At 69.7% G+C, this 24492-nt stretch carries 22 protein-coding genes, 1 tRNA gene and 1 pseudogene; 9 read left to right on the forward strand and 15 right to left on the reverse strand.

Features of this window, described 5'->3' with window-relative positions:
• Nucleotides 1–94: 94 nt before the first annotated feature.
• The 5 genes and pseudogenes from clpP to EZ242_RS19280 all read right to left on the reverse strand — a co-directional run.
• On the reverse strand, nt 95–703 hold the full coding sequence (clpP, locus tag EZ242_RS19260; RefSeq protein WP_135286828.1) for an ATP-dependent Clp endopeptidase proteolytic subunit ClpP: 609 nt from the start codon (nt 701–703) through the stop codon (nt 95–97).
• Nucleotides 704–831: 128 nt separating this feature from the next.
• Nucleotides 832–2151, reverse strand: a complete 1320-nt coding sequence (tig, locus tag EZ242_RS19265; RefSeq protein ID WP_135286829.1) for a trigger factor — start codon at nt 2149–2151, stop codon at nt 832–834.
• 56 nt (nt 2152–2207) lie between these two features.
• Nucleotides 2208–2294 (reverse strand) — tRNA-Leu (locus EZ242_RS19270).
• An 81-nt stretch (nt 2295–2375) separates the two neighbouring features.
• Nucleotides 2376–5549 (reverse strand): efflux RND transporter permease subunit, encoded by a 3174-nt coding sequence (locus EZ242_RS19275; RefSeq protein WP_135286830.1) that lies wholly within the window; start codon nt 5547–5549, stop codon nt 2376–2378.
• Nucleotides 5550–5556: 7 nt separating this feature from the next.
• Nucleotides 5557–6660: pseudogene (locus EZ242_RS19280) on the reverse strand (efflux RND transporter periplasmic adaptor subunit); the annotation flags it as partial.
• A 127-nt stretch (nt 6661–6787) separates the two neighbouring features.
• Here EZ242_RS19280 and hpnC point away from each other — a divergent pair.
• The 3 genes from hpnC to hpnE are packed head-to-tail and all read left to right on the forward strand — an operon-like array spanning nt 6788 to nt 9767.
• Complete coding sequence (gene hpnC / locus EZ242_RS19285; RefSeq protein ID WP_135286832.1) at nt 6788–7663, forward strand: squalene synthase HpnC; 876 nt, start codon at nt 6788–6790, stop codon at nt 7661–7663.
• Nucleotides 7660–8499: a presqualene diphosphate synthase HpnD gene (gene hpnD / locus EZ242_RS19290; protein ID WP_135286833.1), complete on the forward strand. Its 840-nt coding sequence runs from the start codon at nt 7660–7662 to the stop codon at nt 8497–8499. Before hpnC ends, hpnD begins: the two co-directional genes overlap by 4 nt.
• A complete protein-coding gene (gene hpnE, locus EZ242_RS19295) occupies nt 8499–9767 on the forward strand; it encodes a hydroxysqualene dehydroxylase HpnE (protein ID WP_135286834.1) in 1269 nt (422 codons plus the stop codon). Before hpnD ends, hpnE begins: the two co-directional genes overlap by 1 nt.
• On the opposite strand, the gene EZ242_RS19300 is transcribed toward hpnE, so the two are convergent.
• Nucleotides 9764–10462 carry an HAD family hydrolase gene (locus EZ242_RS19300; protein ID WP_135286835.1) on the reverse strand — a complete coding sequence of 233 codons (699 nt, stop codon included), beginning with the start codon at nt 10460–10462 and terminating at the stop codon, nt 9764–9766. The genes hpnE and EZ242_RS19300 overlap by 4 nt on opposite strands.
• Nucleotides 10463–10480: 18 nt before the next feature.
• Here EZ242_RS19300 and hemH point away from each other — a divergent pair, with 18 nt between their 5' ends.
• From hemH to EZ242_RS19320, 4 genes are all read left to right on the forward strand, one after another.
• A complete protein-coding gene (gene hemH / locus EZ242_RS19305; protein ID WP_135286836.1) occupies nt 10481–11584 on the forward strand; it encodes a ferrochelatase in 1104 nt (367 codons plus the stop codon).
• Nucleotides 11585–11691: 107 nt separating this feature from the next.
• Nucleotides 11692–13353 carry an FAD-dependent oxidoreductase gene (locus tag EZ242_RS19310; protein WP_135286837.1) on the forward strand — a complete coding sequence of 554 codons (1662 nt, stop codon included), beginning with the start codon at nt 11692–11694 and terminating at the stop codon, nt 13351–13353.
• A 10-nt stretch (nt 13354–13363) separates the two neighbouring features.
• The gene (locus tag EZ242_RS19315) at nt 13364–13588 is read left to right on the forward strand and encodes a DUF2783 domain-containing protein (RefSeq protein WP_135286838.1); all 225 of its coding nucleotides are present in this window, start codon (nt 13364–13366) and stop codon (nt 13586–13588) included.
• A gap of 20 nt (nt 13589–13608) precedes the next feature.
• Nucleotides 13609–14154, forward strand: a complete 546-nt coding sequence (locus EZ242_RS19320; protein WP_135286839.1) for a VOC family protein — start codon at nt 13609–13611, stop codon at nt 14152–14154.
• Between the two features lie 219 nt (nt 14155–14373).
• Here the strand turns inward: EZ242_RS19320 and EZ242_RS19325 are convergent, their stop codons facing one another.
• The 8 genes from EZ242_RS19325 to EZ242_RS19360 form a co-directional block, all read right to left on the reverse strand.
• Entirely contained in the window at nt 14374–15375 is a 1002-nt protein-coding gene (locus tag EZ242_RS19325) for an aldo/keto reductase (RefSeq protein ID WP_135286840.1), read from the reverse strand.
• Nucleotides 15376–15503: 128 nt separating this feature from the next.
• The gene (locus tag EZ242_RS19330) at nt 15504–16457 is read right to left on the reverse strand and encodes a Gfo/Idh/MocA family oxidoreductase (protein WP_135286841.1); all 954 of its coding nucleotides are present in this window, start codon (nt 16455–16457) and stop codon (nt 15504–15506) included.
• 17 nt (nt 16458–16474) lie between these two features.
• A complete protein-coding gene (locus EZ242_RS19335; RefSeq protein ID WP_135286842.1) occupies nt 16475–17329 on the reverse strand; it encodes a class III extradiol dioxygenase subunit beta in 855 nt (284 codons plus the stop codon).
• A complete protein-coding gene (gene ligA, locus EZ242_RS19340; protein ID WP_135286843.1) occupies nt 17329–17718 on the reverse strand; it encodes a protocatechuate 4,5-dioxygenase subunit alpha in 390 nt (129 codons plus the stop codon). Before ligA ends, EZ242_RS19335 begins: the two co-directional genes overlap by 1 nt.
• A 3-nt stretch (nt 17719–17721) precedes the next feature.
• A complete protein-coding gene (locus EZ242_RS19345; RefSeq protein ID WP_135286844.1) occupies nt 17722–18645 on the reverse strand; it encodes an amidohydrolase family protein in 924 nt (307 codons plus the stop codon).
• 14 nt (nt 18646–18659) lie between these two features.
• Nucleotides 18660–19343, reverse strand: coding sequence for a 4-carboxy-4-hydroxy-2-oxoadipate aldolase/oxaloacetate decarboxylase (gene ligK / locus EZ242_RS19350; RefSeq protein WP_135286845.1), 684 nt, complete (start codon nt 19341–19343; stop codon nt 18660–18662).
• 2 nt (nt 19344–19345) lie between these two features.
• Nucleotides 19346–20374 carry an amidohydrolase family protein gene (locus EZ242_RS19355; RefSeq protein ID WP_135286846.1) on the reverse strand — a complete coding sequence of 343 codons (1029 nt, stop codon included), beginning with the start codon at nt 20372–20374 and terminating at the stop codon, nt 19346–19348.
• A gap of 28 nt (nt 20375–20402) precedes the next feature.
• A complete protein-coding gene (locus tag EZ242_RS19360; RefSeq protein ID WP_240787168.1) occupies nt 20403–21107 on the reverse strand; it encodes a substrate-binding domain-containing protein in 705 nt (234 codons plus the stop codon).
• A 231-nt stretch (nt 21108–21338) separates the two neighbouring features.
• Here EZ242_RS19360 and EZ242_RS19365 point away from each other — a divergent pair, with 231 nt between their 5' ends.
• Nucleotides 21339–22241 carry a LysR substrate-binding domain-containing protein gene (locus tag EZ242_RS19365; protein ID WP_135286847.1) on the forward strand — a complete coding sequence of 301 codons (903 nt, stop codon included), beginning with the start codon at nt 21339–21341 and terminating at the stop codon, nt 22239–22241.
• A 250-nt stretch (nt 22242–22491) separates the two neighbouring features.
• Here the strand turns inward: EZ242_RS19365 and EZ242_RS19370 are convergent, their stop codons facing one another.
• Complete coding sequence (locus tag EZ242_RS19370) at nt 22492–23724, reverse strand: SUMF1/EgtB/PvdO family nonheme iron enzyme (RefSeq protein WP_135286848.1); 1233 nt, start codon at nt 23722–23724, stop codon at nt 22492–22494.
• 167 nt (nt 23725–23891) lie between these two features.
• On the opposite strand from EZ242_RS19370, the gene EZ242_RS19375 reads away from it, so the two are divergent.
• Entirely contained in the window at nt 23892–24491 is a 600-nt protein-coding gene (locus EZ242_RS19375; protein ID WP_135286849.1) for a TRAP transporter small permease subunit, read from the forward strand.
• Nucleotide 24492 lies beyond the last annotated feature (1 nt).

Genomic DNA, 24492 nt, shown 5'->3' on the forward strand with positions numbered 1-24492 from the left:
CAATGATAACCAAATGAACAACGGCGCCTTCCCGGAATGGAACGCGCCGTTGCGACTTTGCGAGCCGACGACTTGACGGGCCGAGCCGAATGCTTCAGGGGCGCTTGGCGATCACCTGATCGACCAGGCCGTAGTCCTTGGCCTCGTCGGCGGACAGGAAGTAGTCGCGCTCGGTGTCGCGCTCGACCTTGTCCAGCGGCTGGCCGGTGCGCTCGGCCAGGATCCTGTTCAGCTGCGTGCGCGTCTTGAGGATGTCGCGCGCGTGGATCTCGATGTCCGTGGCCTGGCCCTGCATGCCGCCCAGCGGCTGGTGGATCATGACCTTGGAGTTGGGCAGCGCGAAGCGCTTGCCCTTCGCGCCGGCGGCCAGCAGGAAGGCGCCCATGCTGGCGGCCATGCCGGTGCACAGGGTGGACACGTCCGGCTTGATGAAGTTCATCGTGTCGAAGATGGCCATGCCGGCCGAGACGCTGCCGCCGGGCGAGTTGATGTAGAACGAAATGTCCTTGTCGGGGTTCTCGCTCTCCAGGAACAGCAGCTGCGCGACGACCAGGTTGGCGGTCTGGTCGTTGACCGGGCCCACCAGGAACACGACCCGCTCGCGCAGCAGCCGGGAATAGATGTCGTAGGACCGCTCGCCGCGGCCGGACTGCTCGATCACGATCGGCACCATGCCGAGTGCCTGGGTATCAAGGGAACTCATGGGTCTCGTTTTCCTGAATGCGTGCGGTGCTTGACTGTAGCCAAAAAGGAATTGGGGCCTGTGCGCCGGAATGAAAGAGCGCACAAGCCCCGCGGTCGGCGGGCGCCGCGTGCGGCGCCCCTGCAGTATCAGGCAGCTGCCTGCTGGCCCATGAGCTCGTCGAAGGAAACGGTCTTGTCCGTGACCTTGGCCTTGGACAGCACGAATTCCGTCACGTTGTTCTCGATCACGACGGCTTCCACTTCGGCCAGGCGCTGGTTGTCGCCGTAGTACCACCGCACCACGTCGGCCGGCTTCTCGTAGCTGGAGGCCAGCTCCTCGATGTGGGCCTTGACCTGCTCCGGCTTGGCCTGCAGCTCGTTGGCGCGAACCAGCTCGGCCACCACCAGGCCCAGGCGCACGCGGCGCTCGGCCTGGGCCTGGAACAGTTCGGCCGGGATCGGCGCCTTGTCGGCGTCCTTCAGGCCGCGCTGCTTGAGGTCGGCACGGGCAGACTCCAGCAGGCGGTCGATCTCGGCCTGCACGGTGGCCTTGGGGAGCTCGAGTTCGGCCTTGCCGACCAGCGCGTCCATCACGGCCTGCTTGTTGCGCGCCTGCAGGCGGAATTTCACTTCGCGCTCGAGGTTCTTGCGGATGTCGGCGCGCAGCGACTCGACGCTGCCGTCCTCGATGCCCAGCGACTTGATCAGCTGCTCGTTTAGCTCGGGCAGGTGAGCGGCCTCGATCTTCTTGACGGTGACCATGAAGTCGGCCTGCTTGCCGGCCACGTCCTTGCCGTGGTAGTCGGCCGGGAAGTCGAGCGGGAAGGTCTTGCTCTCGCCGGACTTCATGCCACGCACGGCGTTCTCGAACTCCTTGAGCATCTGGCCTTCGCCGACCAGGAACTGGAAGTCCTCGGCCTTGCCGCCCTGGAAGGGCTCGCCGTCGATCTTGCCCTCGAAGTCGATGGTGACGCGGTCGCCGTCCTGGGCCGCATCGCCCTGGGCGCGCTGGGCGAAGCTGCGGCGCTGCTTGCGCAGGATGTCGATGGTGCGGTCGATGGCCGAATCGTCCACCTCGGCCTGCACGCGCTCCACTTCGGCGCTGGACAGGTCGCCGATCTGCACTTCGGGGAAGACCTCGAAGACGGCATCGAAGCTCAGCTCGCCTTCGGGCGCGCCTTCCTTCTCGGTGATGCGCGGCTGGCCGGCCACCCGCAGCTTGGCCTCGTTGGCCGCCTGGGCGAAGGCCTGGCCGACCTTGTCGTTCATGACCTCGTAGTGCACCGAATAGCCATAGCGCTGGGCCACCACCGACATCGGCACCTTGCCCGGGCGGAAGCCGTCCATCTTGACGGTGCGCGCCAGGCGCTTGAGGCGGGCGTCGACCTCGGACTGGATCACGCCGACCGGCAAGGTCAGGGTCATCTTGCGTTCAAGCTTCTCGAGGTTTTCAACGGTCACGGCCATGATGCGTCTCTCTTGGAAAAGGGGAAAGTGAAGTGTTCGGTCTTCGTTCGGTGTTCTGGTGCGCGGGGGGGGACTCGAACCCCCACACCATTGCTGGCGTCAGGACCTAAACCTGGTGCGTCTACCAATTTCGCCACCCGCGCTCGTTCGCGGAACAAACAAAAACGGGCTGCCAGGATTCGCGCGCTGGCCGCCCGTCGTCGCATTCCGGACAACCCGGGATTCTAAGCCCCCACCGGAACCCCCGATCCCAGCGGCTGCGCCGGCTCGCGCCGGATGCGGAACCAGGCCGCGTACATGGCCGGCAGCGCCAGCAGCGTGAGCGCCGTGGCCACGATGAGCCCGCCCATGATGGCCACGGCCATGGGCCCCCAGAACACCGAGCGCGACAGCGGGATCATGGCCAGCACGGCGGCGGCCGCCGTGAGCACGATGGGCCGCAGCCGCCGCACCGCCGACTCGACGATGGCGTCCCAGGCCGGAACGCCCCGTGCGCGGTCCTGCTCGATCTGGTCGATGAGGATCACCGAGTTGCGCTGGATCATCCCCATCAGGGCGATCACGCCCAACAGCGCGACGAAACCGAAGGGCCGGTTCAGCACGAGCAGCGCCGCCGCCACGCCCGCGATGCCGAGCGGCCCGGTGAGGAAGACCAGCATGGAGCGGCTGAAGCTGTGCAGCTGCAGCATCAGCAGCGTGAAGGTGATGAACAGCATGAGCGGCACGCCGACGGCGATGGAGGACGAGCCCTTGGAGCTCTCCTCCACGGCGCCGGCCACGTGCAGCCGGTAGCCGGTCGGCCAGCGCGACTCGATCTCGCGCAGGCGCGGCAGCAGCGCGTTGGTGACGGTGGCCGGCTGCAGGCCTTCCTGCACGTCGCTCTGGACGGTGATCGCGTAGTCGCGGCCCTCCCGCCACATCACGCCGGGTTCCCAGGCGGGCACGGGCCGGGCGATCTGCGTGAGCGGGATGGCCTTGCCCGAGGCGGTGGGAAGGTAGGCCGCGGCGAGGTCGCTGATGGCGTCGCGCTCGTCCCTGGGCTGGCGCAGCACGATGTCGATCAGCTTGTCGTGCTCGCGGAACTGGCCGATGGTGGAACCCGTCATCACCGTGCGCGAGGCTTCGGCGATGGACTGGCTGGTGACGCCCAGGGCGCGGGCCTTGGCCTGGTCCACCTCCAGCCGCAGCACCTTCACGGACTCGTTCCAGTTGTCGTTCACGCCGCGCGTGCTCGGCTCGGCGCGCATCACGGCCTTGACCTCGTCGGCCAGGGTGCGCAGGCGCTGCGGGTCGGTGCCGATCACGCGGAACTGCACCGGGTAGGCCACCGGCGGGCCGTTGGGCAGCAGTTTGACGCGCGCCCGCACCTCCGGGAACTCGCGCGCCAGCAGCACGGGCAGCTCCATCCGCAGCCGCTCGCGCGTGGCCAGGTCCTGCGGCAGCACGAGCAGTTGCGAGGCGTTGGACTGCGGAAAGATCTGCTCCATGGGCAGGTAGAAGCGCGGCAGGCCCGAGCCCACCCAGGTGGTGACCGTGCGCACGCCCTCGGCATGCATCAGGCGCTGCTCCACGCGCTGCAGCACCGCCTCGTTGGCCGCGAAGGAGGTGCCTTCGGGAAACCAGGTCTCCACCAGGATTTCCGGGCGGCTGGAGTCCGGGAAGAACTGCTGCTGCACCCGGCCCATGCCCGCGATGCCGAGCGCGAAGGTGGCCAGCGTGGCGCCGATCGTGATCCAGCGGTGCTCCACGCACCAGTCCACGGTGCGGCGGAAACCCCGGTAGAAAGGCGTGTCGAAGTGCTCGTGATGGTCGGCGTTGCCCGCGGCCACGGGCCGCTCCTTGAGCAGCAGCGTGCCCAGGTAGGGGACGAAATAGACCGAGACGATCCAGCTCAGGACCAGCGCCGCCACCGTGACGCCGAAGATGGCGAAGGTGTATTCGCCCACCGTGGAGCGCGCCATGCCGATGGGAAGAAAGCCCGTGGCCGTGATCAGCGTGCCCGTGAGCATGGGCATGGCCGTGATCTCGTAGGCGAAGCTGGCGGCGCGCACCTTGTCCCAGCCCTCCTCCATCTTGCGCACCATCATCTCCACCGCGATGATGGCGTCGTCCACCAGCAGGCCCAGGGCGATGATGAGCGAGCCCAGCGAGATCTTGTGCAGGCCGATGCCCGCGTAGAACATCACCAGGAAGGTGAGCGCCAGCACCATGGGGATGGTGATGGCCACCACCAGGCCGGGACGCACGTCCACGTAATAGCGCCGCCACAGCGGCAGGCCCGGCTCCTGGCGCTTGTGCAGCCCCAGGGCGATGAAGCTCACCGCCAGCACGATGACGATGGCCTCCACCAGCACCTTCACGAACTCGTTGACCGAGCTGGCCACCGACCGCGGCTGGTCCTGCACCTGCACCAGGCGCACGCCGGCCGGCAGCGTGGTGTCGATCCGGTCCGCCGACTCGCGCAGGGCCTGCCCCAGGCGGATGATGTCGCCGCCCTTGGCCATGGACACGCCCAGCGCGATCACCTCGCGGCCCTGGTGGCGCACCTTGACCTGCGGCGGATCCTGGTAGCCGCGCTCGATGCGGGCGATGTCGCCCAGGCGGATCTGCGCGCCCGAGGCCCCGCGGATCGGCATGGCCTCGAGCTGCTCGACGGCCTGGAACTGCCCGGCCACCCGCACCTGCACCACGTCCGAGGGCGTCTGCACCGTGCCGGCCGAGGCCACCGCGTTCTGCTGCGACAGCTGCGCCAGCACCTGGTTCATGTCCAGCCCGAGCTGGGCGAGGCGCTTGTGCGAGATCTCGACGAAGACCTTTTCGTCCTGCACCCCGAAGAGTTCGACCTTGGAGACGTCGGCCACCCGCAGCAGCTGCTGGCGCACCTGGTCGGCCAGCACCTTCAGCTCGGCCCAGCTGTAGCCGCCATCGGCCTCCAGCGCATAGATGACGCCGTACACGTCGCCGAACTCGTCGTTGAAAAAGGGCCCCTGCACGCCGGCCGGGAGGCTCCCCCGCAGGTCGCCGATCTTCTTGCGCACCGTGTACCAGACGTTGGCCACCTCCGAGGGCCGGGACGAGTCGCGGATCTGGAAGATGATCTGCGCTTCGCCGGGCTTGGCGTAGCTGCGGATCACGTCGGAATACGGCACCTCCTGCAGCGCGCGCTCCAGGCGGTCGATCACCTGCTCGGAGACCTGCTGCGCGGTGGCGCCCGGCCAGTAGGCGCGCACGGCCATCACCCGGAAGGTGAAAGGCGGGTCCTCGTCCTGGCCGAGCTGGAAGTAGGCGGCGAAGCCCAGCACCAGCAGCACCACCATCAGGTAGCGCGTGAGGGCCGGGTGCTCGATGGCCCAGCGGGAGAGATTGAAGCCCGGGTCGGGCTGGCTGCCGCGTTCCATCACGTCACCGCGCCTGCCACAAGGTGACCTTCTGCCCCGGTGCGAGCGCGTGCACGCCGGCCGTCACCACCTGCATGCCCGGCTGCAGGCCGGAGGCGACCACCGCCTCGTTGCCGTCGATGCCGGCGATCTCGACCGGCTGCAGGCGCACGGTCATGGTGGCCGCATCCAGCAGCCACACGGCGCTGCCCTTGCCCTCCTGCCGCAGCGCGCTCGTGGGCAGCTTGATGACGGGCAGGCCCGTGGGGTCCATGCCATGCGGCTTGAGGTACACCGTCGCGCCCAGGGGCGGCGCGTCCCCCGCAATCGCCACCTTCACCTGGTAGGTGCGCGTCGCCGGATCGGCGCTGGCCGAGACCTCGCGCACCTGCCCGGCCAGCGTCTTGCCGTCGGACCACTGGCGCACCGACACCGGAAGGCCGGGACGCACCCGCGACAGCTGGTCCTCCGGGATGGCGAAGACGGCGTCGCGCGGCCCGTCCAGCGCCAGCCGCAGCACGGGCGCGCCGGCCGCCAGCACCTGGCCGGGCTCGGCGTCCACGGACGTCACCACGCCGGCGGCCGGTGCGGCCAGGGCGGCGTAGCGGGCCTGGTTGCCCTGCACCGACAGCTGCGCCTGCGCCTGGTCCAGCTGTGCCTGGGCCGCGCGCAGCGTCGCCTCGCGCCGCTCCAGTTCGGCGCCGCTGATGAAGTTCTGCTCGCGCAGCGACGCGTAGCGCCGCAGGTCCGCCGCGGCCAGGTCGCGCTGCGTGGTGGCGGCCTGCACCTGCGCCCGCGCGGCCTCGGAAGCGAGCTGGAAATCCTGCGCGTCCAGCCGGGCGAGCAACTGGCCGCCGCGCACCCGCTGGCCGGGTTCCACGGCGCGGTCCAGCATCTTTCCGCCCACGCGGAAGCCCAGGCGCGTTTCCACGCGCGGCCGCACCTCGGCGGAGAACTCGCGCGCGGACTGCCAGGGCGATGCCGCCACCGTCAGCACCTTCACCGATCGCACCGGCTCCGGCGGCGGGGGCGGCCGGCTGCAACCGGCCAGCGTGGCGACGAGGAGCAGCCACCCGGCCACAGGGGCGCAGGCACGGGCAGCACGGAGCGAAAAGGCAGGTGACGGGCGCATCACGGAGAAGTTCCGGTGAGGGCGGGCCGAAGCCCGCCGGCTGAATCGATCCGATCAGTTGTTGACTGACCGGTTAGTAATCTAGTGGGGCCGCTCGCAAGCTGTCAAGCGAGAATCGGCCCCGTCCATGAGCCCTCCCGCCAACACGCTGCGCGCCGCGCCCGTCGATCACTACGAGAATTTTCCGGTCGCCTCCTGGCTGTGCCCGCCGGCGCTGCGGCCGGCGGTCGCCGCGATCTATGCCTTCGCGCGCACGGCCGACGACCTCGCCGACGAGGGCCCCGGCACGGCCACGCAACGCTTGCACGACCTGGCGGCCTTCCGCGCCGAACTGCTGGCGTGCGGCGAGGGGCGGCCTGCGACCGGACGATGGCCGCAGGTCTTCGGCCCGCTCGCGCAGGCCATGGCACGCCACGGCCTGCCCCTTCCCCTGTTCCTGGACCTGCTGGACGCCTTCGAGCAGGACGTGGTCCGCACGCGTGATGCGCAAGGCTACGCCGACCGCGCCGAGCTGCTGGACTACTGCCGCCGCTCGGCCAACCCCGTCGGCCGCCTCATGCTGCGGCTCTACGACGTGGACGACGCCGAGTCGCTCGCCCGCAGCGACCGCATCTGCAGCGCCTTGCAGTTGATCAACTTCTGGCAGGACCTGAGCGTGGACATTCCGCGCGGGCGCTACTACCTGCCGGCCGACGACTGCCTGGCGCACGGCCTGGACCCCGCGCGTCCGCAGGACTGGGCGCGCCACCCGCAGGCGCTCGCGCTGGTGGCCTCGGAAGTTGCCTGGGCGCGTGGCCTGATGGTGGCCGGCGCGCCCCTGGTCCACCGCGTGCCCGGGCGCGCGGGTTGGGAGCTGCGCGGCGTGGTGCAAGGCGGCCTGCGCATCCTGGACAAGATCGAGGCCCAGGGCTTCGACACCTTCTCGCGCCGTCCGCGGCTGCGGCCCTGGGACGCCGCGCCCATCCTGTGGCGCATGGCGCGCATGGAACAATTCCGGGCATGACGCCCGAACACTACGTACAAGAAAAAGCCGCGGCATCGGGCAGCAGCTTCTACTACGCCTTCCTCTTCCTGCCCAAGCCGCGCCGCGCCGCCATCACCGCCTTCTACGCCTTCTGCCGCGAGGTGGACGACGTGGTGGACGAAGTGAGCGACCCCGGCGTCGCGGCCGCCAAGCTCGCCTGGTGGCGCCAGGAGGTGCACCAGGCCTTCGCCGGCTCGCCGCAGCATCCGGCGCTGCGCGCGCTCATGCCCTGGGTGGCGGAGTTCGGCTTGCAGGAGCGGCAGTTGCAGGCCGTCATCGACGGCTGCCAGGTCGACCTGGAGCAGACCCGCTTCCTGGACTTTCCCGCCCTGGAGCGCTATTGCCACCTGGTGGCCGGCGTGGTGGGCGAGGTGGCGGCGCGCATCTTCGGCCAGACGCAGCCGGCCACCACCGCCTACGCGCACAAGCTGGGCCTGGCCTTCCAGCTCACGAACATCATCCGCGACGTGGGCGAGGACGCCCTGCGCGGGCGCATCTACCTTCCGGTGTCCGAGCTGCAACGCTTCGAGGTCAAGGCGCACGAGATCACCAGCCGGACCTACTCCGATCGCTTCCAGGCGCTGATGCGATTCCAGGCCGAGCGGGCCCGGGCGCTCTACGAGGAAGCCTTCGCGCTGCTGCCGCCCGAAGACCGCCGCAGCCAGAAGCCCGGCCTCATGATGGCCAGCATCTACCGCACCCTGCTGCGCGAGATCGAGGCCGAGGACTTCCGCGTGCTGCACCAGCGCATCAGCCTCACGCCCCTGCGCAAGTTCTGGCTCGCGTGGAAGGTGCAGGCCCTGGGCCGGCTCTGATGGCGCGCATCGCGGTGGTCGGCGCGGGCTGGGCGGGACTGGCCGCCGCGGTCCATGCCGTGCGCGCCGGGCATGCGGTCGATGTGTTCGAGGCGGCCCGCGTGCCCGGCGGGCGCGCCCGTTCGCTGGAAGTGGCCTTGCCGGGTCGCGACCCCTGGACCCTGGACAACGGCCAGCACATCCTCATCGGCGCCTATACCGAGACCCTCTCATTGATGCAGGCGGTGGGCGTGGCTCCTGCCCGCGTGCTGCATGCGCAGCCGCTGCGCCTGCTCGATGCACACGGCCAGGGCCTGGCCCTGCCCGCCTGGCCCGCGCCGCTCGACGCCGCCTGGGGCATCGCGCGCGCGCGGGGCTGGGACTGGCGCGACAAGGCCAGCCTGCTCGCCGCGGCGCTGCGCTGGCGGCGCGCCGGCTTTCGCTGCGAGGCCGGCATGACCGTCGCGGCCTTGTGCACGGACTTGCGTGCCGCCGTCGTCCGCGACCTGATCGAGCCCCTGTGCGTGGCCGCCCTCAACACGCCTGCCCAGGATGCCTGCGGCCAGGTCTTCCTGCGCGTGCTGCGCGACGCGCTCTTCGGACGCGGCTGGGGAGGCTGGGGCGGGGCCTGGCTGCTGCTGCCGCGCGAGCCGCTGGGCCGGCTCTTCCCCGAGGCGGCCTGCGAACACCTGCGACGCGCCGGCGCGCGCGTGCACCTGGGGCAGCGTGTCAACGAGCTGTCTGCGACCTCCCCCGGCTGGCGCGTCGACGGCGAATCCTATGACGCCCTCATCCTGGCCTGCGCCAGCTGGGACGCCGTGCGCCTGCTGGAGGCGGCGCCGGTGTCCGCGCCGCAGTGGCTGGCCCGCGCCCGCGCCCTGCGGCACGAGGGCATCGCCACGGTCTATGCGAGCGGCGGGCCGCGCCTTGCGGAACCGATGCTCGCCCTGTCGGGCGGTCCGGCGCAGTTCGTCTTCGACCGGGCGCAGCTCGGCGGCCCGCCCGGGCTGCTGGCCTTCGTCGCCAGCGCGAGCCGCGGCACGCGCGAGGAACTCGAGGCGCAGGTACTGGCCCAGGCCCGCGCCGAGGGATGGGAGGGCCTGTCCGTGCTGCAGACCGTGGTGGAAAAGCGCGCCACCTTCGCCTGCACCCCGGGCCTGCAGCGTCCGGGCCAGGTCATCGCGCCGGGGCTGTGGGCCTGCGGTGACTACGTCGAAGGCCCCTACCCTGCCACGCTGGAAGGCGCGGTGCGCTCGGCGTGCGCGGTGGTGCAGGCCTTGCCGCCTTAGGCGCGCAGCAGCCCGCACAACTCCGACAGGCTGAAGCACTCCGCCTCGGGCACGCGGTCGTCGTGCGGCCAGAGCGTCTCGCCGCGGTTGATCCAGGCCGCCTGCATGCCCGCGCCCTGCGCACCCAGCACGTCCAGCAGCACGTCGTCGCCCACGTGCAGCACCTCCTCGGGCCGCACGCCCGCCGCATCGGCCGCGGCGTGGAAGATGCGCGCATCGGGCTTGGGGATGCCGAAGCTGCGCGCACTCACCGCCGCGCGAAAGTAGCGCGCCATGCCCACGCGCGCCAGGTCGGCGTTGCCATTGGACAGGCTCACCAGGGGAAAGCGGGCCGAGAGGAATTCGAGCGCGGGGTGCGCGTCTTCGAAGGGCGTGACCTTCTGGCGCTCGGCGAAGAACACCTCGAAGGCATGCTCGGCCAATAGCGCATCGTCGCCCGCACGCTCCAGCGCCAGGCGGATCGACTCGCGCCGCAGTGCCGACAGGTCGTGCTTCAGGTCGGGGCGATGCTCGTTCATGTGCCGGCGGATCTCGCGCAGCGCCTCGGCGCTCGCGAACAGGGTGGCGGTGGCGGGCGCGTTGATCACCAGCCATTCGTGCAGCACCTTCTCGGCCCGCTCGATGCACGGCCAGATCGGCCACAGCGTGTCGTCCAGGTCGATGGAAAGGGCCCGGATTCTCGTCAGGTCCAGCATGAAAGCGAGAATACCCCGATGCCCGCCTCCCCCCGCTTCCGCCCGGAGCCCGCCTTCTCGCACGGACGCGCCGCGCGCGTCGGCCTGCTCTGGTGCAACCTCGGCACGCCCGATGCACCCACCACGCCGGCCGTGCGCCGCTACCTGCGCGAATTCCTGAGCGACCCCCGCGTGGTGGAAATTCCGCGCGCGGCCTGGCTGCCCCTCCTGCACGGCGTGATCCTGCCGCTGCGGTCCTCGAAAAGCGCGGCCAAGTACGCCGGCATCTGGACACCCGAAGGCTCGCCGCTGATGGCCCACACCCTGCGCCAGGCGCAGGCCCTGGGCACCGAACTCACGGCGCGCGGGCACGAGGTGCTCGTGCACCCCGCCATGCGCTACGGCCAGCCCGCCATCGGCACGCAGCTCGATGCCCTCAAGGCCGCCGGCGCAACCCGCATCCTGGTGCTGCCGGCCTATCCCCAGTACTCCGGCACCACCACGGCCAGCGTGGTCGATGCCGTCTCGGCCTGGTCCGCAGGCGTTCGCACCCTGCCCGAGCTGCGCTTCGTCAACCGATACCACGACGACCCCGGCTACATCGACGCGCTGGCTTCGGGCATCGAGCGCCACTGGGAAGCCCATGGGCGCGGCGAGCACCTGCTCATGAGCTTCCACGGCGTGCCCGAACGCACGCTCAAGCTGGGCGACCCGTACCACTGCGAATGCCACAAGACCGCACGCCTGCTCGCTGAGCGCCTGGGGCTGGCGCCCGAGGCCTGGACGCTGAGCTTCCAGTCGCGCTTCGGCCGGGCCAAGTGGCTGGAGCCCTATACCGAGCCGACGCTGCAGGCCCTCGCCCGGCGTGGCGTCAAGCGCGTGGACGTCGCCTGCCCCGGCTTCGTGGCCGACTGCCTGGAGACGCTGGAGGAGATCGGGCTGGAGGGCAAGCAGGCCTTCCTCGCCGCCGGCGGGCAGCAGTACGGCCTGGTGCCCTGCCTCAACAGCGCGCCGGACTGGATCGGCGCCCTGGCCGACCTGGCCGAGCGCCACCTGCAGGGTTGGCCGACGCGCGCGGCGGCCGATGCACAGGCGCTGGCCGCGTCCCGAAACCGCGCGCTGGCGCTGGGCGCCGCGGACTGAGCCGCACGTCCCCCGCGCCCGGACGGGCGTCCACTTGATCTGCGTCAAGCACCACCAGAATTACGTTTAGTACAACGCGTTTCTCATACGTAAATGTGGAGACGCGCATGGGCCGCTACGCCTACCCCAAGTTCCCTTACACGCCGCCGGACGACCTGAGGGCCTCCCCGGGCCAGCGGCATCCCCTGGTCATCGTCGGCGCCGGCCCGGTCGGCCTGGCCGCGGCCATCGACGCGCGGCTGAAAGGCCTGCCGGTGCTGCTGCTGGATGAGGACGACTCCGTCTCCGTCGGCTCGCGCGCGGTCTGCTACGCCAAGCGGGCGCTGGAGATCCTGGACCGCCTGGGCGTGGGCGAGGGCGTGTGCGACAAGGGCGTGGGCTGGAACGTCGGGCGCACCTTCTTCGGCGAGCAGGAGGTCTACCGCTTCGACCTCGTGCCGGAGCCCGGCCACCAGCGCCCGGGAATGATCAACCTGCAGCAGTACCACCTGGAGGAGATGCTGGTGGCCCGCGCCCGCGAGCTGGGCGTGGACATGCGCTGGAAGTACAAGGTGGTGAGCGTGCAGCCCCAGGCCGACCACGTGCTGCTGCGCGCGGAAACGCCCGACGGCCTGCTGGAACTGCAGGCCGACTGGCTCATCGCCGCCGACGGTGCCCGCAGCCCGCTGCGCCGCATGCTGGGCCTGGACATCGAGGGCCGCATCTTCATGGACCGCTTCCTCATCGCGGACGTGGTCATGCAGGCCGACTATCCGGCCGAGCGCTGGCTGTGGTTCGACCCGCCCTTCCACCGCCACCAGACCGTGCTGCTGCACAAGCAGAGCGACAACATCTGGCGCATCGACTTCCAGCTCGGCTGGGACGCCGACCCCGAGGAAGAGAAGAAGCCCGAGAACGTGATCCCGCGCCTGCGCGCCATGCTGGGCGACGACCGCCCCTTCGAGCTGGAGTGGGTCAGCATCTACACCTTCCAGTGCCGGCGCATGAAGGACTTCCGCGCCGGCCGCGTGCTCTTCGTGGGTGACGCCGCGCACCAGGTCTCCCCCTTCGGCGCCCGGGGTGCCAACTCGGGCTTCCAGGACACCGACGACCTGATGTGGAAGCTGGCCCTGGTGATGAAGGGCCTCGCGCCCGAGAGCCTGCTGGACACCTACAGCCAGGACCGCAGCTACGCCGCCGACGAGAACATCGCCAACTCCACGCGATCCACGGACTTCATCACGCCCAAGACCCGCGTGAGCAAGACCTTCCGCAACGCGGTGCTGGACCTCGCGCGCGACCACGCCTTCGCCCGCACGCTGGTCAACTCCGGCCGGCTGTCGGTGCCCAGCTTCCTGGTGGACTCGCGACTGAACACGCCCGATGCCGAGGCCTTCGCCGGCGACATGGTCCCCGGCGCCCCGGCCGCCGACGCGCCCGTGCGCGAGAACGGGCGCGAGGGCTGGCTGCTGCCCGCGCTCGGCGATGGCTTCAAGCTCCTGGTGTTCGCGCCCTCCACCGCCGCCATCACGCCCGCGCAGCGCGACGCCTTCGCCGCGCTGGCGCAGGGGCCCGTTCCCATCGACACCGTCGTCGTCACGCCCGAGGGCGGCGAGGTCACCGGCCTGCGCGTGCTGGGCGACCCGCAGGGCCTGGCCATGCAACGCTTCGACGCAACACCGGGCGCGTTCTACCTGATGCGCCCCGACCAGCACGTGGCCGCGCGCTGGCGCCGCTTCGACACCGCCGCCGTGCGCGCCGCCCTCGCGCGCGCCATTTGCAACGCCTGAAGGAGACCCCATGCCGCTGAACACGCAACCCAACCTGTCCGAGCCCGGCAAGCGCTACTTCCGCGACTTCACGCCCGGCGACGACTTCTACGAAGCGCTGATCGACACCCACCGCGACCTGGACGACGAGCAGAGCGAGCGCCTGAACGCGCGCCTCATCCTGCTGCTGGCCAACCACATCGGCGACATCGGCGTGCTGCGCGAAGCCATGGCGCTCGCACGCAAGGACATCTGAACTTTCACGAGGACAAGACCATGCAGATCCGCAAGATCCACCACGTCGCCTACCGCTGCCGCGACGCCCGCGAAACCGTCGAGTGGTACGGCCGCCACCTGGGCATGAAGTTCGTGCTGGCCATCGCCGAGGACCGGGTGCCCTCCACGCACGAGCCCGACCCCTACATGCACGTCTTCCTGGACGCCGGCCAGGGCAATGTGCTGGCCTTCTTCGAGCTGCCCAAGGCGCCGCCCATGTCACGCGACGCGAACACGCCCGACTGGGTGCAGCACATCGCCTTCGAGGTGGGCAGTGTGGAAGAACTCGAAGCCACCCGCGCGCGTTTGGAGGCGGCCGGCATTGCGGTGGTGGGCATCACCGACCACGCCATCTTCAAATCCATCTACTTCTTCGACCCGAACGGGCACCGCGTGGAGCTGGCTGCGAACACCGCCACGCCGGAGATGATGCAGCGGCTGGACGAAGTGAAGTGGGAGATGCTGGACGAGTGGAGCCGCACGAAGCGCGCGCCCAAGCACGCGGCGTGGATGCACGAGCGGGAGTTCGAGGCCGCGGCAGAGTAGGCTTCCACGCGGCGGTCGGGCGAAGCTTGGTGGGCGAGCGCCCTTCGACAGGCTCAGGGCGAACGGAGATGGTGGCTCTCGGACGGGGCGCCCCGATCCGTTCGGGCTGAGCCCGTCGAAGCCGTCGCCTCCTCCCACACCCGTTCGGGACGAGCCTGTCGAAGCCCCGCCGCATCCCACAGCCGTTCGGGCTGAGCCTGTCGAAGCCCCTCGCCAGCCTCAGAACTCCTCCGTGTCCACCTCCGCCCGGGACTGCGCGTTGTAGCGATTGCCCTGCACGGTGGACTCGTTGATATGCGCCTCGAGCCGCTCCATCAGCGACGCATCAAGCCGCACATCCGCCGCCGCCAGGTCCTCCCGCAGGTGCTCCACGCTCGTCGTGCCCGGAATGGGGATGATGTCCTCGCCCTTGTGCAGCAGCCAGGCCAGCGCCAACTGCGCCGGCGTGCAGCCGGCCTCCTGCGCCAGGGCCCGGTAGCCGGGCAGGAGCTTCAGGTTGGCGGCGAAGTTCGCCGGCTCGAACCGCGGCATGCCGCGGCGGATGTCCTTGTCGGCCAGGCTCGCCACGTCGTGCAGCTTGTCGCACAGGAAGCCGCGCGCCACCGGGCTGAAGGCCACGAAGGCCGCGCCGATCTCGCGGCAGGCGGCCAGCACGGCGATCTCGGGGTTGCGCGTCCAGAGCGAGTACTCCGTCTGCACGGCGGCGATGGGGTGCACCGCGTGCGCGCGGCGCAGGGTCTGGGCCGAAACCTCGGACAGGCCGATGGCGCGCACCTTGCCCTCTTCCACCAGCCGGCTCATCGCGCCCACGCTCTCCTCGATGGGCACCTTCTTGTCCCAGCGGTGCAGGTAGTAGAGGTCGATGACGTCGGTCTGCAGGCGCCGCAGGCTGTCCTCGCAGTTCCTGCGCACCGTCTCCGGCCGGCCGTCGATGACACGTCGGACCACGCCGTCGTCGCCGGCCACGCCCGCCATGCCACCCTTGCTGGCCAGGGTGTACTTCTGCCGGTGCGGCTTGAGCACGCGCCCGACCAGCGTCTCGCTGGCGCCGAAGCCGTAGAGGGCCGCGGTGTCGAACATCGTGACGCCGGCGTCCAGCGCCGCGAGCAGCACGCGCTCGCCCTGTTCGGGCGAAGGCGGCACGCCATAGGCGTGGCTCAGGTTCATGCAGCCCAGGCCGATGGCCGAGACGGTGAAGGGTCCGAGTTGGCGTGTGTGCATGCGGAGGTCCTCGTGTTCGCCTCCTCCCCCTTTGGGGGAGGGTTGGGGTGGGGGCCGGCAGTCAGGCGAGGTGATCGGCGCGCGGCCCCCTCCCCTGCCCTCCCCCAGCGGGGGAGGGAGCAAAAAGCTCAGTCGAACTGCTGCTCCAGCTGGTGCAGCACCTCGTAGCAGGGCAGCACCTTGGCGACGCTGGCGTTGGGCTCACGGCCTTCGCGGATGGCGGCGAAGAACTCGCGGTCCTGCAGCTCGATGCCGTTCATGGACACGTCCACCTTGGACACGTCGATCTGTTCCTCCTTGCCGTTGAACAGGTCGTCGTAGCGCGCGATGTAGGTGGCGCTGTCACCGATGTAGCGGAAGAAGGTGCCCAGCGGCCCGTCGTTGTTGAAGGACAGGCTGAGCGTGCAGATGGCGCCGCTTTCGGTCTTGAGCTGGATGCTCATGTCCATGGCGATGCCCAGCTGCGGATGGATCGGGCCCTGCACCGCGTTGGCCTTGATCACGCGGCTTCTGGTCTGGTACTGGAACAGGTCCACGGTGTGCGCGGCGTGGTGCCACAGCAGGTGGTCGGTCCAGCTGCGCGGCTGGCCCAGCGCGTTCATGTTGGTGCGGCGGAAGAAGTAGGTCTGCACGTCCATCTGCTGGATGTGGAACTCGCCGGCCTGGATCTTCTTGTGCACGTACTGGTGGCTGGGATTGAAGCGGCGCGTGTGGCCGCACATGGCCACCAGGCCGGTCTGCTTCTGCAGCGCCACCACCTCCTGCGCATCCTTCAGGCTGTCCGCCAGCGGAATCTCCACCTGCACGTGCTTGCCCGCCTTCATGCAGGCGATGGCCTGCGAGGCGTGCATCTGCGTGGGCGTGCACAGGATGACGGCGTCCACTTCCTTGATGGCCAGGCTGTCGGCCAGCTCGGTGGTGACGTGGCCGATGCCGTACTTCTTCGCCACCTCCTGGGTCTTGTCCAGCTCGCGGCCGACCAGGGAGACGACTTCCACGCCGTCGATGTTCTTGATGCCGTCCAGGTGCTTGGCGCCGAAGGCGCCGGCCCCGGCCAGGGCGACCTTGATGTTCTTGCTCATGGTGTGTGTCCTTGGCGTCAGCCTTCTTCGAGGATCATGTGGCCCACCGCCGTGTTCGAGGCGGGCACGTGGTAGAAGCGGTGCTTCAGGCGCGGCGCGGGGCCGCCGGCCAGGTCGCCCATGGCGCCGCGCGCGATGAGCCACATCACCAGCTCGATGCCTTCGGAGCCGGCCTCGCGCACGTAGTCGATGTGCGGCACGCGGGCCAGGCCCTCGGGGTCCGACACCAGCCGGTCCAGGAAGGCGTTGTCGAATTCCTTGTTGATGAGGCCGGCGCGCGGGCCCTGCAGCTGGTGGCTCATGCCGCCCGTGCCCCAGATCTGCACCTTCAGGTCCTGGTCGAAGCTCTCCACGGCCTTGCGGATCGCCTTGCCCAGGTTCAGGCAACGCAGGCCCGAGGGCACGGGGTACTGCACCACGTTGACGGCAAAGGGGATCACCGGCGCCGGCCAGGCCTGGGGCTGGCCGTACATCAGCGACAGGGGCACGGTGAGGCCGTGGTCCACGTCCATCTTGTTGACGATGGTGAGGTCGAAGTCCTGCTGGATCACCGACTGCGCGATGTGCGCGGCCAGCTCCGGATGGCCCTTGACCATGGGCACCGGGCGCGGCCCCCAGCCTTCATCGGCCGGCACGAACTCGGCGGCCGTTCCGATCGCGAAGGTCGGGATGAAGTCCAGGCTGAAGGCCGTGGCGTGGTCGTTGTAGACCAGGAAGATCACGTCGGGCGGGTTCTCCTGGATCCACTTCTTGGAGAACTCGTAGCCGGCGAACAGCGGCTGCCAGTAGGCCTCGCCGGTCTTGCCCAGGTCCAAGGCCGCGCCGATGGCGGGCACATGGGAGGTGTACACACTGGCCTGGATATGCGCCATTACTTCTTCTCCCCGATCCGGCGGTTGCCATCCGGCGAGCGGCCGCCCTGGATCATCATGTTGCGGTATTCCTCCTCGCTCAACCCGGTCATGCTGCCGGCCATCTGCTGGAAGCTCTTGCCGTCGGTGGCGCCGATCTTGGCGAGGAAGTAGATGTTGCCGCCCAGCTGGATGCAGCGGTTCAGGTCCCGCGCGAGCACGGCCTGCTTCTGATCCTCGGTCATGGCCCACTGGTCGAGGTAGGCGCGCTCGTCGGCCTTGAAGCGCTCGCGGTTCTCGGCCTTCATGAGCGACATGCAGAACTGATTGAGCCAGTAGCCCTGCCGGCTCTGCTCTGCGTCGAAGATGGTCGTGCCGGGCACGTCCAGGTAGGGTTTGTCCAGGGGCATCGCTCAACTCCAATAGAGACGCATCGGATTGTCCACCAGCAGTTTTTGTTGCAGCTGTGCGGTGGGTGCGATATGCGGAATGAAGTCCACCAGCAGGCCGTCGTCGGGCATGTGGTCCTTGAGGTTGGGGTGCGGCCAGTCGGTGCCCCAGAGTACGCGGTCGGGGAAGGTCTCGACGATCTTCCTGGCGAAGGGCACCACGTCGCGGTAGGGGTTGTCCTCGCCGTTCAGGGCGGGCGGGCCGCTCACGCTCAGGCGCTCCGGGCAGCTCACCTTGCTCCACACGTTGTCGTGCTCGCGCATGAACTTCATGAACAGCTCGAACTCGGGGCCGTCCACCGGCTTGCTCACGTCGGGGCGGCCCATGTGGTCCACCACCACCGTGGTCGGCAGGCGGGTGAAGAATTCCCACAGCTCGGGCAGGTCCACGGCCTCGAAGTAGATCACCACGTGCCAACCCAGCGGCGCGATGCGCGAGGCGATCTCCATCAGCTCGTCCCGGGGCGTGAAGTCCACCAGGCGCTTGACGAAGTTGAAGCGCACGCCGCGCACGCCGGCCGCGTGCAGGGCCTGCAGTTCCTCGTCGCTGACGCCCCGCTTGACCGTGGCCACGCCGCGGGCCTTGCCCTGGGCCTTGTGCAGCGCATCGACCAGCGCGCGGTTGTCCGCGCCGTGGCAGGTGGCCTGCACGATCACGTTGCGCTCGAAGCCCAGGTGGTCGCGCAGCGCGAAGAGCTGCTCGGCGCTGGCGTCGCAGGGCGTGTACTTGCGCTCGGGCGCGTAGGGGAAGGTGCCGCCGGGGCCGAAGACGTGGCAGTGCGCATCGACGCTGCCGGGCGGCAGCTGGAAGCGCGGCTTGCTGGGGCCGGCGTACCAGTCGAGCCAGCCGGCGGTCTTGGTGAAATCGCCCGAAGTGGGTTTGGACATGAGGGGCCCGCCTTTCAGTCGATATAGCGCAGGCCGGCTTTTTCCAGCGGCTCGCGCATCTTGTACATGTCCAGGCCCAGCACGCCGGAGGCGAGCTTGGCGCGCTTTTCGCCTTCGTTGGCTTCGCGCGCGGCGGCGGCGTCCAGCACCTTCTGGGCGCTGGCGGCGGGCACCACCACGACCCCGTCGTCGTCGGCCACGACCACGTCGCCGGGATTCACGATCATGCCGGCGCAGACCACCGGGATGTTCACCGAGCCCAGCGTGGCCTTGATGGTGCCCTTGCTGCTGATGGCGCGGCTCCACACCGGGAAGTTCATCTCGGTGAGGGTCTTGACGTCGCGCACGCCGCCGTCGATCACCAGCGCCAGGGCGCCGCGCGCCTGGAAGGAGGTCGCCAGCAGGTCGCCGAAGAAGCCGTCGGTGTTCTCGGCCGTGACCGCCGCCACCACGATGTCACCGGGGCGGATCTGTTCGGCCACCACGTGCATCATCCAGTTGTCGCCGGGATGCAGCAGCACGGTGACGGCCGTGCCCGAGACCTGCGCGCCCGCGAAGATGGGCCGCATGTAGGGCTTCATGAGACCCACGCGCCCCATGGCCTCGTGGACGGTGGCCGAGCCGAAGCGCGCCAGCCCGTCGGCGGCCGCGCGGTCCGCGCGCTGGATGTTGCGATAGACGACGCCGAGTTCGTACATGGTCAGAGTCCTTGGGATTGCAGGCGGGCATCCAGCCGCGAGAACACGCGGCGGGCATTGGCTTCGTAGATCTGGTGACGGTCTTCCAGGCTCAGGAGCTTGCTGGCCTCGATGTAGCGCTTGGTGTCGTCGTAGTAGTGGCCGGTGGTGGGATCGATCCCGCGCACCGCGCCGATCATCTCGGAGGCGAACAGCACGTTCTTGACCGGGATGACGGTGTTGAGCAGGTCGATGCCCGGCTGGTGGTACACGCAGGTGTCGAAGTAGATGTTGTTCAGCACGTGCTCGGACAAGAGCGGCTTTTTCATCTCCTGCGCCAGGCCGCGGAAGCGTCCCCAGTGGTAGGGCACTGCGCCGCCGCCGTGCGGGATCAGGAACTTGAGCGTGGGGAAGTCCTTGAACAGGTCCCCCTGCACGCACTGCATGAAGGCGGTGGTGTCGGCGTTGAGGTAGTGCGCGCCGGTGGTATGGAAGCAGGCGTTGCAGCTCGTGGAGACGTGGATCATCGCCGGCAGGTCGTACTCCACCATCTTTTCGTAGATGGGGTACCAGTGGCGGTCCGTGAGCGGCGGGCTGGTCCAGTGGCCGCCGGAGGGGTCCGGGTTGAGGTTGATGCCCACCGCGCCGTATTCCTTGACGCACTTCTCCAGCTCCGGGATGCAGGTGGCGGGGTCCACGCCAGGCGACTGCGGCAGCATGGCCACGGGCACGAAGTGCTGCGGGAACAGCGTGGAGACGCGGTACACCAGTTCGTTGCAGATGGCCGCCCAGGTCGAAGACACGTTGAAGTCGCCGATGTGGTGGGCCATGAAGCTCGCGCGCGGGGAGAACAGCGTCAGGTCGCTGCCGCGCTCCTTCATCAGCTTGAGCTGGTTGGTCTCGATGGCCTCGCGCAGCTCGTCGTCGCTGATCTTCAGGTCCGCGGCCCGGGGCATCGCGGACGGGTCCTTGATGCCGGCGATCTGCTGGTTGCGCCAGGCTTCCAGGGCCTTGGGCGCGGTGGTGAAATGGCCGTGGCAGTCGATGATCATTCGGGGCTCCTTCGGGTCTTCGTTCAGGTCAGGGCGCGGGCGACATGCCCTGGCGCTTTTTGGCGGCCGCGGCTTCGGGCGAGGCCATGAAGGCCAGCAGCGCGCGCGCTTCCTCCGGCCGCGTGCTGGCGGTGCAGATGCCGCCCGAGAAGATGGTGTCGATGGCGATCTGCGGCGGCAGCTCGCCCAGGATGTCGATTCCCTCGACGTGAATGAGTTCGGACAGTTGCTGGAAGCCCAGTTCGACTTCGCCCTGCGCGACCAGCGAGCCCACCGGCACGCCGGGGCGTGCGGTGACCACGCGGTCCTTGATCTGCTCCGAAATACCCCAGCGCTCGAAGAGGCGGGCCAGCGCCACGCCGCTCGGCCCGGTGGAGTTGCCCACCGTGCTCGCCGCGAGCACCGCCTCGCGCACGGCGGCTTCGCTGGAGATGTCGGGCTTCGGCGCGCCCTGGCGCACGGCGACGTAGGTCTTGGACAGCACCAGGTCCACCCGGCTGCCGGGGACCACGGCACCGGCAGCGATGAGCTTGTCGATGGCGTCCGAACCCAGCACGACGAAGTCGAAGGGCTCGCCGGCCTCGACGCGCTTGGCGGCATCGACGCCGCCGATGGCCAGGGTCTCCACCGGCGTGCCACGGCGCTCCTGGTAGAGCGAGGCCAGCTCGGCCTGCAGCAGGCGCGTGGCCATGGACGAGATGCCCCGCAGGGGGGCTGGGCTTGGGGAAGGCATCCGGGGATTCTGGCGCGCCGGGGCCCTGTGCAGGAAGGCCACGAGGCCACTAGCAGCTATGCCAATGTTGGATAACGGTCGACGTGCTATTCCGCGCACCGACGTCCGTGCTCGACGGGTGAGCCACTATCGGCCGTCGCCGAGCTGTCCACCCCTGCGTTCAGGCTATGGGGCGGTCATGCCGTATCAGCATAATCGGTGGCTCGATATTCCGAGAGTCACAGGCGATCGATGGACCTCAAGCAGATCGAGTACTTCGTCCGCGTTGCCGAGCTGGGCAGCTTCACCCGCGCCTCGATCGCGCTGGACGTGGCCCAGCCGGCCCTGAGCCGGCAGGTGCGCATGCTGGAGGTGGAGCTGCGGCAGAACCTGCTCGTGCGCAACGGCCGGGGCGCCGTTCCGACCGAGGCCGGCAAGCTGCTGCTGGAGCACGGCCGCGGCATCCTGCACCAGGTGGAGCGGGCCCGAGAGGAGCTGGGGCGCGCGCGGGGGGCCCTCACCGGGCGCGTGGCGGTGGGGCTTCCGCCCAGCATCGCGCGGGTCATGGCCGTGCCCCTGATCCGCGCCTTCCGGGACCGCATGCCGGAGGCCAGCCTGTCCATCATGGAGGGCCTGTCCAGCGGCATGCGCGAGTCGCTCGCGAGCGGGCGCATGGACATCGCTCTCGTGTACAACGCCGCTGCCGCGGCCGACGTGGAACTCAGCGCGCTGGTCGATGAAGACCTTTATCTGGTTCAGGCACGGGGGGCCCAGCGTGCGAGCGCCCGGCCGCTCGCGCTCAAGGAGCTGGCCGAGATGCCGCTGGTCATTCCCACCCGGCCCAACGCCATCCGCATGCAGGTCGAGTCCGCGCTGGCCGACCTGGGCCTGCGTCCCCGCATCGCCTTCGAGATCGACGCCGTGGCGGCGCTCCTGGAGCTGGTGGCCGACGGGGCGGGCAGCGCCGTGCTCACGCGCAATGCGGTGATGTCGTCCTCGCGGCCGCAGGCCTTCGAGATGCGGCCCATCGGCCGTCCGCGCCTTCGAAGCCGCCTGTCGATGGCCGTGAGCCCGCAGCGACCCAGCACGCTCACCCAGCAGGCGACCATGGAATTGATCCAGGAGCTGGCGGGGAAGCTGCTGGGGAGGGGCTGAAGGCTTGACGGAGGGGCCCGTCCGCCCTGAGCGTCATTCACCGCGGCCAAGGCCGCGGTGAATGACATGCCCGGCCAAACACATCCGTTCTCCCTGAGCCTGTCGAAGGGCTCGCGTAGTGGGTTCGAGCGATGGGCTTCGACAGGCTCAGCCCGAACGGTTGGGGCCCGCCGGGGCTCGTGAATTCGCTGTTTGTCGAGAGCTTTGTCTTTGAGCCCCGGCCCCTTGGAGAACACCGCCTGCCACCGGGTCATTGCGCACACGTGCGGAAGCCGACGAAGGCCTCGTCGCGCTCGGGCAATGCGAATCCCCGCGCCTTCGGATGCTTCATGCGCGCGCGGGTCGCAAGGCTGGCGCCGCGCCGCGCCCGGGCTCGGCCCCAGAAGGGACGGGGATCGAATGGAGTTCCCACTGTCCAGTCCTCCAGCACCTGCCCCGGCCAGGGGCGCAGCAGGCTGGCCGTCCATTCGTGCACCTCACCCCAGCGGAACCCGCGCGTGGCGGCGACCTGCGCCGCCAGCTCCCATTCCAGCTCGGAGGGGAGCCTGCGGCCGGCCCAGCGGGCCCAGGCATCCGCTTCCCACCAGCTCAGGTGGACGGCGGGCTGGGCCCCCGCCATGCGCGTGGGCCGGCCGAACCAGGACTGCAGCACCGCGCCGCTCGCCACGCCGATCTGCTCGACGTGGCCGGGCGCGCGCCGCCCGGCGGACTCCAGCCAGTGCCAGCCCTCGGGCTGCCACAGCTCGGGCCGGTCGTAGCCGCCCTCGTCCACGAACTCGACGAATTGCGCCCAGCTCACGGGCTGCGCGTCGATCTCGAACTCGGGCACCCGCTCCTCGTCCTGCGGCGGCCCCTCCAGATCGGGGCGAAACCCGTGTCCCTCGTGCCCCAGGCGCCAGCGCGTGGCGGGAATCCACAGCGGCTCGCGCGGTGCCACGGCGGCGGGCGGCGCGAGCGGCATGGAGATGCCGCGCTGCTGCGCCAACAAGGCGAGCTGCTCGCCGCAGGCATCCTCGTGGAACAGCGCGGCGCGGAAGAAGTGCAGCCCGGCCTCGTCCTCGGGCGTTCGCTCCAGCACGTCCAGCGTGGCCTCCAGCGTCTCGAGCAGCCAGGCACGCAGGACATCCATCGAGGGCAGGGCGAGCTCCCAGGGCGACTGCGGCGCGGCCTCGAACAGGGCGTCGGCCCCGTCCAGGCTGGAGGCGAGCCGCACGCCGCCGTCGGTGCAGCGGGCGCCCTCCCCGCGTCGCGGGTTGCGCCCGATCCAGCGTTCGGCCAGCCAGGCGATGCGTCCGGCGATCCAGGCCGGCGGCTCCAGCCAGCTCTCGCGGGGAAGCGGCGCCCCATCGCCCCGCGCGGCTTCGTGCCGGGCGAGCAGCTGCAGGGTGTGGTTGCGCGCGTCCATGAGGGCGAGCGACAGCAGTTCGCGGCCGGCGTGGCGGACGGCCGGCGAATCGATGGCGGCAGGCGGGTGCGTGGACATGGCGCGACGGATAGGGGGAGATCAGGAGAAGTGGCAGGGTCCGTCTGGCGGACAATCCCGCCCGAGTCAGAAATCGTTCAGCCGGCTCGGGGCCGTCTGGGCAGACTTCGCGGCCAGCTCCAACTTACAACGACTTGACGGAATCTAACTCGCCGGAGACCCGACCCATGCCTGTGCTCCTCGCCCTCTCGGGCCTCATCGACCGGATCAATACCGTGATCGGCAAGACCGCCATGTGGCTGGTGCTGGTCACGACCTTCATCAGCGCGGGCAACGCCATCGTGCGCAAGGCCTTCGACATGAGCTCGAACGCGTTGCTGGAGGTGCAGTGGTACCTGTTCGCCGGCGTGTTCATGCTGGCGGCCGGGTACGCGCTGCTGCAGAACGCGCACGTGCGCATCGACTTCATCGCCTCGCGCCTGTCGCCGCGCACGCGCAACTGGATCGACGTGATCGGCATCCTGGTCGTGCTGGCGCCGTTCTGCCTGATTTCCATCTACCTGAGCTGGCCGCTGTTCGTGAACGCGCTGAATTCGGGCGAGATGTCCAACAACGCCGGCGGCCTGATCCGCTGGCCGGTGTACCTGTTGGTCCCGGTCGGCTTCGGGCTGCTGCTGCTGCAGGGCATCTCGGAGCTGATCAAGCGCATCGCCTTCCTGCGCGGCGCCGGCCCCGACACCCTGGCCACCCACGAAACCGAAGAAGAAAAACTCGCGCGCGAGCTGGCCGGCCAGGCCGAACCCCGCGCCGCCGCCGAAAGCAAGTGAC

Origin of the sequence: Ramlibacter rhizophilus, from assembly GCF_004681965.1 — a bacterium.
GTDB classification, from domain to species: domain Bacteria; phylum Pseudomonadota; class Gammaproteobacteria; order Burkholderiales; family Burkholderiaceae_C; genus Ramlibacter; species Ramlibacter rhizophilus.

What these genes read in the sequence shown, in the direction of transcription:
- clpP (WP_135286828.1), bottom strand. Translation starts at nt 703, where the DNA reads ATGAGTTCCCTTGATACCCAGGCACTCGGCATGGTGCCGATCGTGATC.
- tig (WP_135286829.1), bottom strand. Translation starts at nt 2,151, where the DNA reads ATGGCCGTGACCGTTGAAAACCTCGAGAAGCTTGAACGCAAGATGACC.
- EZ242_RS19275 (WP_135286830.1), bottom strand. Translation starts at nt 5,549, where the DNA reads ATGGAACGCGGCAGCCAGCCCGACCCGGGCTTCAATCTCTCCCGCTGG.
- hpnC (WP_135286832.1), top strand. Translation starts at nt 6,788, where the DNA reads ATGAGCCCTCCCGCCAACACGCTGCGCGCCGCGCCCGTCGATCACTAC.
- hpnD (WP_135286833.1), top strand. Translation starts at nt 7,660, where the DNA reads ATGACGCCCGAACACTACGTACAAGAAAAAGCCGCGGCATCGGGCAGC.
- hpnE (WP_135286834.1), top strand. Translation starts at nt 8,499, where the DNA reads ATGGCGCGCATCGCGGTGGTCGGCGCGGGCTGGGCGGGACTGGCCGCC.
- EZ242_RS19300 (WP_135286835.1), bottom strand. Translation starts at nt 10,462, where the DNA reads ATGCTGGACCTGACGAGAATCCGGGCCCTTTCCATCGACCTGGACGAC.
- hemH (WP_135286836.1), top strand. Translation starts at nt 10,481, where the DNA reads ATGCCCGCCTCCCCCCGCTTCCGCCCGGAGCCCGCCTTCTCGCACGGA.
- EZ242_RS19310 (WP_135286837.1), top strand. Translation starts at nt 11,692, where the DNA reads ATGGGCCGCTACGCCTACCCCAAGTTCCCTTACACGCCGCCGGACGAC.
- EZ242_RS19315 (WP_135286838.1), top strand. Translation starts at nt 13,364, where the DNA reads ATGCCGCTGAACACGCAACCCAACCTGTCCGAGCCCGGCAAGCGCTAC.
- EZ242_RS19320 (WP_135286839.1), top strand. Translation starts at nt 13,609, where the DNA reads ATGCAGATCCGCAAGATCCACCACGTCGCCTACCGCTGCCGCGACGCC.
- EZ242_RS19325 (WP_135286840.1), bottom strand. Translation starts at nt 15,375, where the DNA reads ATGCACACACGCCAACTCGGACCCTTCACCGTCTCGGCCATCGGCCTG.
- EZ242_RS19330 (WP_135286841.1), bottom strand. Translation starts at nt 16,457, where the DNA reads ATGAGCAAGAACATCAAGGTCGCCCTGGCCGGGGCCGGCGCCTTCGGC.
- EZ242_RS19335 (WP_135286842.1), bottom strand. Translation starts at nt 17,329, where the DNA reads ATGGCGCATATCCAGGCCAGTGTGTACACCTCCCATGTGCCCGCCATC.
- ligA (WP_135286843.1), bottom strand. Translation starts at nt 17,718, where the DNA reads ATGCCCCTGGACAAACCCTACCTGGACGTGCCCGGCACGACCATCTTC.
- EZ242_RS19345 (WP_135286844.1), bottom strand. Translation starts at nt 18,645, where the DNA reads ATGTCCAAACCCACTTCGGGCGATTTCACCAAGACCGCCGGCTGGCTC.
- ligK (WP_135286845.1), bottom strand. Translation starts at nt 19,343, where the DNA reads ATGTACGAACTCGGCGTCGTCTATCGCAACATCCAGCGCGCGGACCGC.
- EZ242_RS19355 (WP_135286846.1), bottom strand. Translation starts at nt 20,374, where the DNA reads ATGATCATCGACTGCCACGGCCATTTCACCACCGCGCCCAAGGCCCTG.
- EZ242_RS19360 (WP_240787168.1), bottom strand. Translation starts at nt 21,107, where the DNA reads ATGCCTTCCCCAAGCCCAGCCCCCCTGCGGGGCATCTCGTCCATGGCC.
- EZ242_RS19365 (WP_135286847.1), top strand. Translation starts at nt 21,339, where the DNA reads ATGGACCTCAAGCAGATCGAGTACTTCGTCCGCGTTGCCGAGCTGGGC.
- EZ242_RS19370 (WP_135286848.1), bottom strand. Translation starts at nt 23,724, where the DNA reads ATGTCCACGCACCCGCCTGCCGCCATCGATTCGCCGGCCGTCCGCCAC.
- EZ242_RS19375 (WP_135286849.1), top strand. Translation starts at nt 23,892, where the DNA reads ATGCCTGTGCTCCTCGCCCTCTCGGGCCTCATCGACCGGATCAATACC.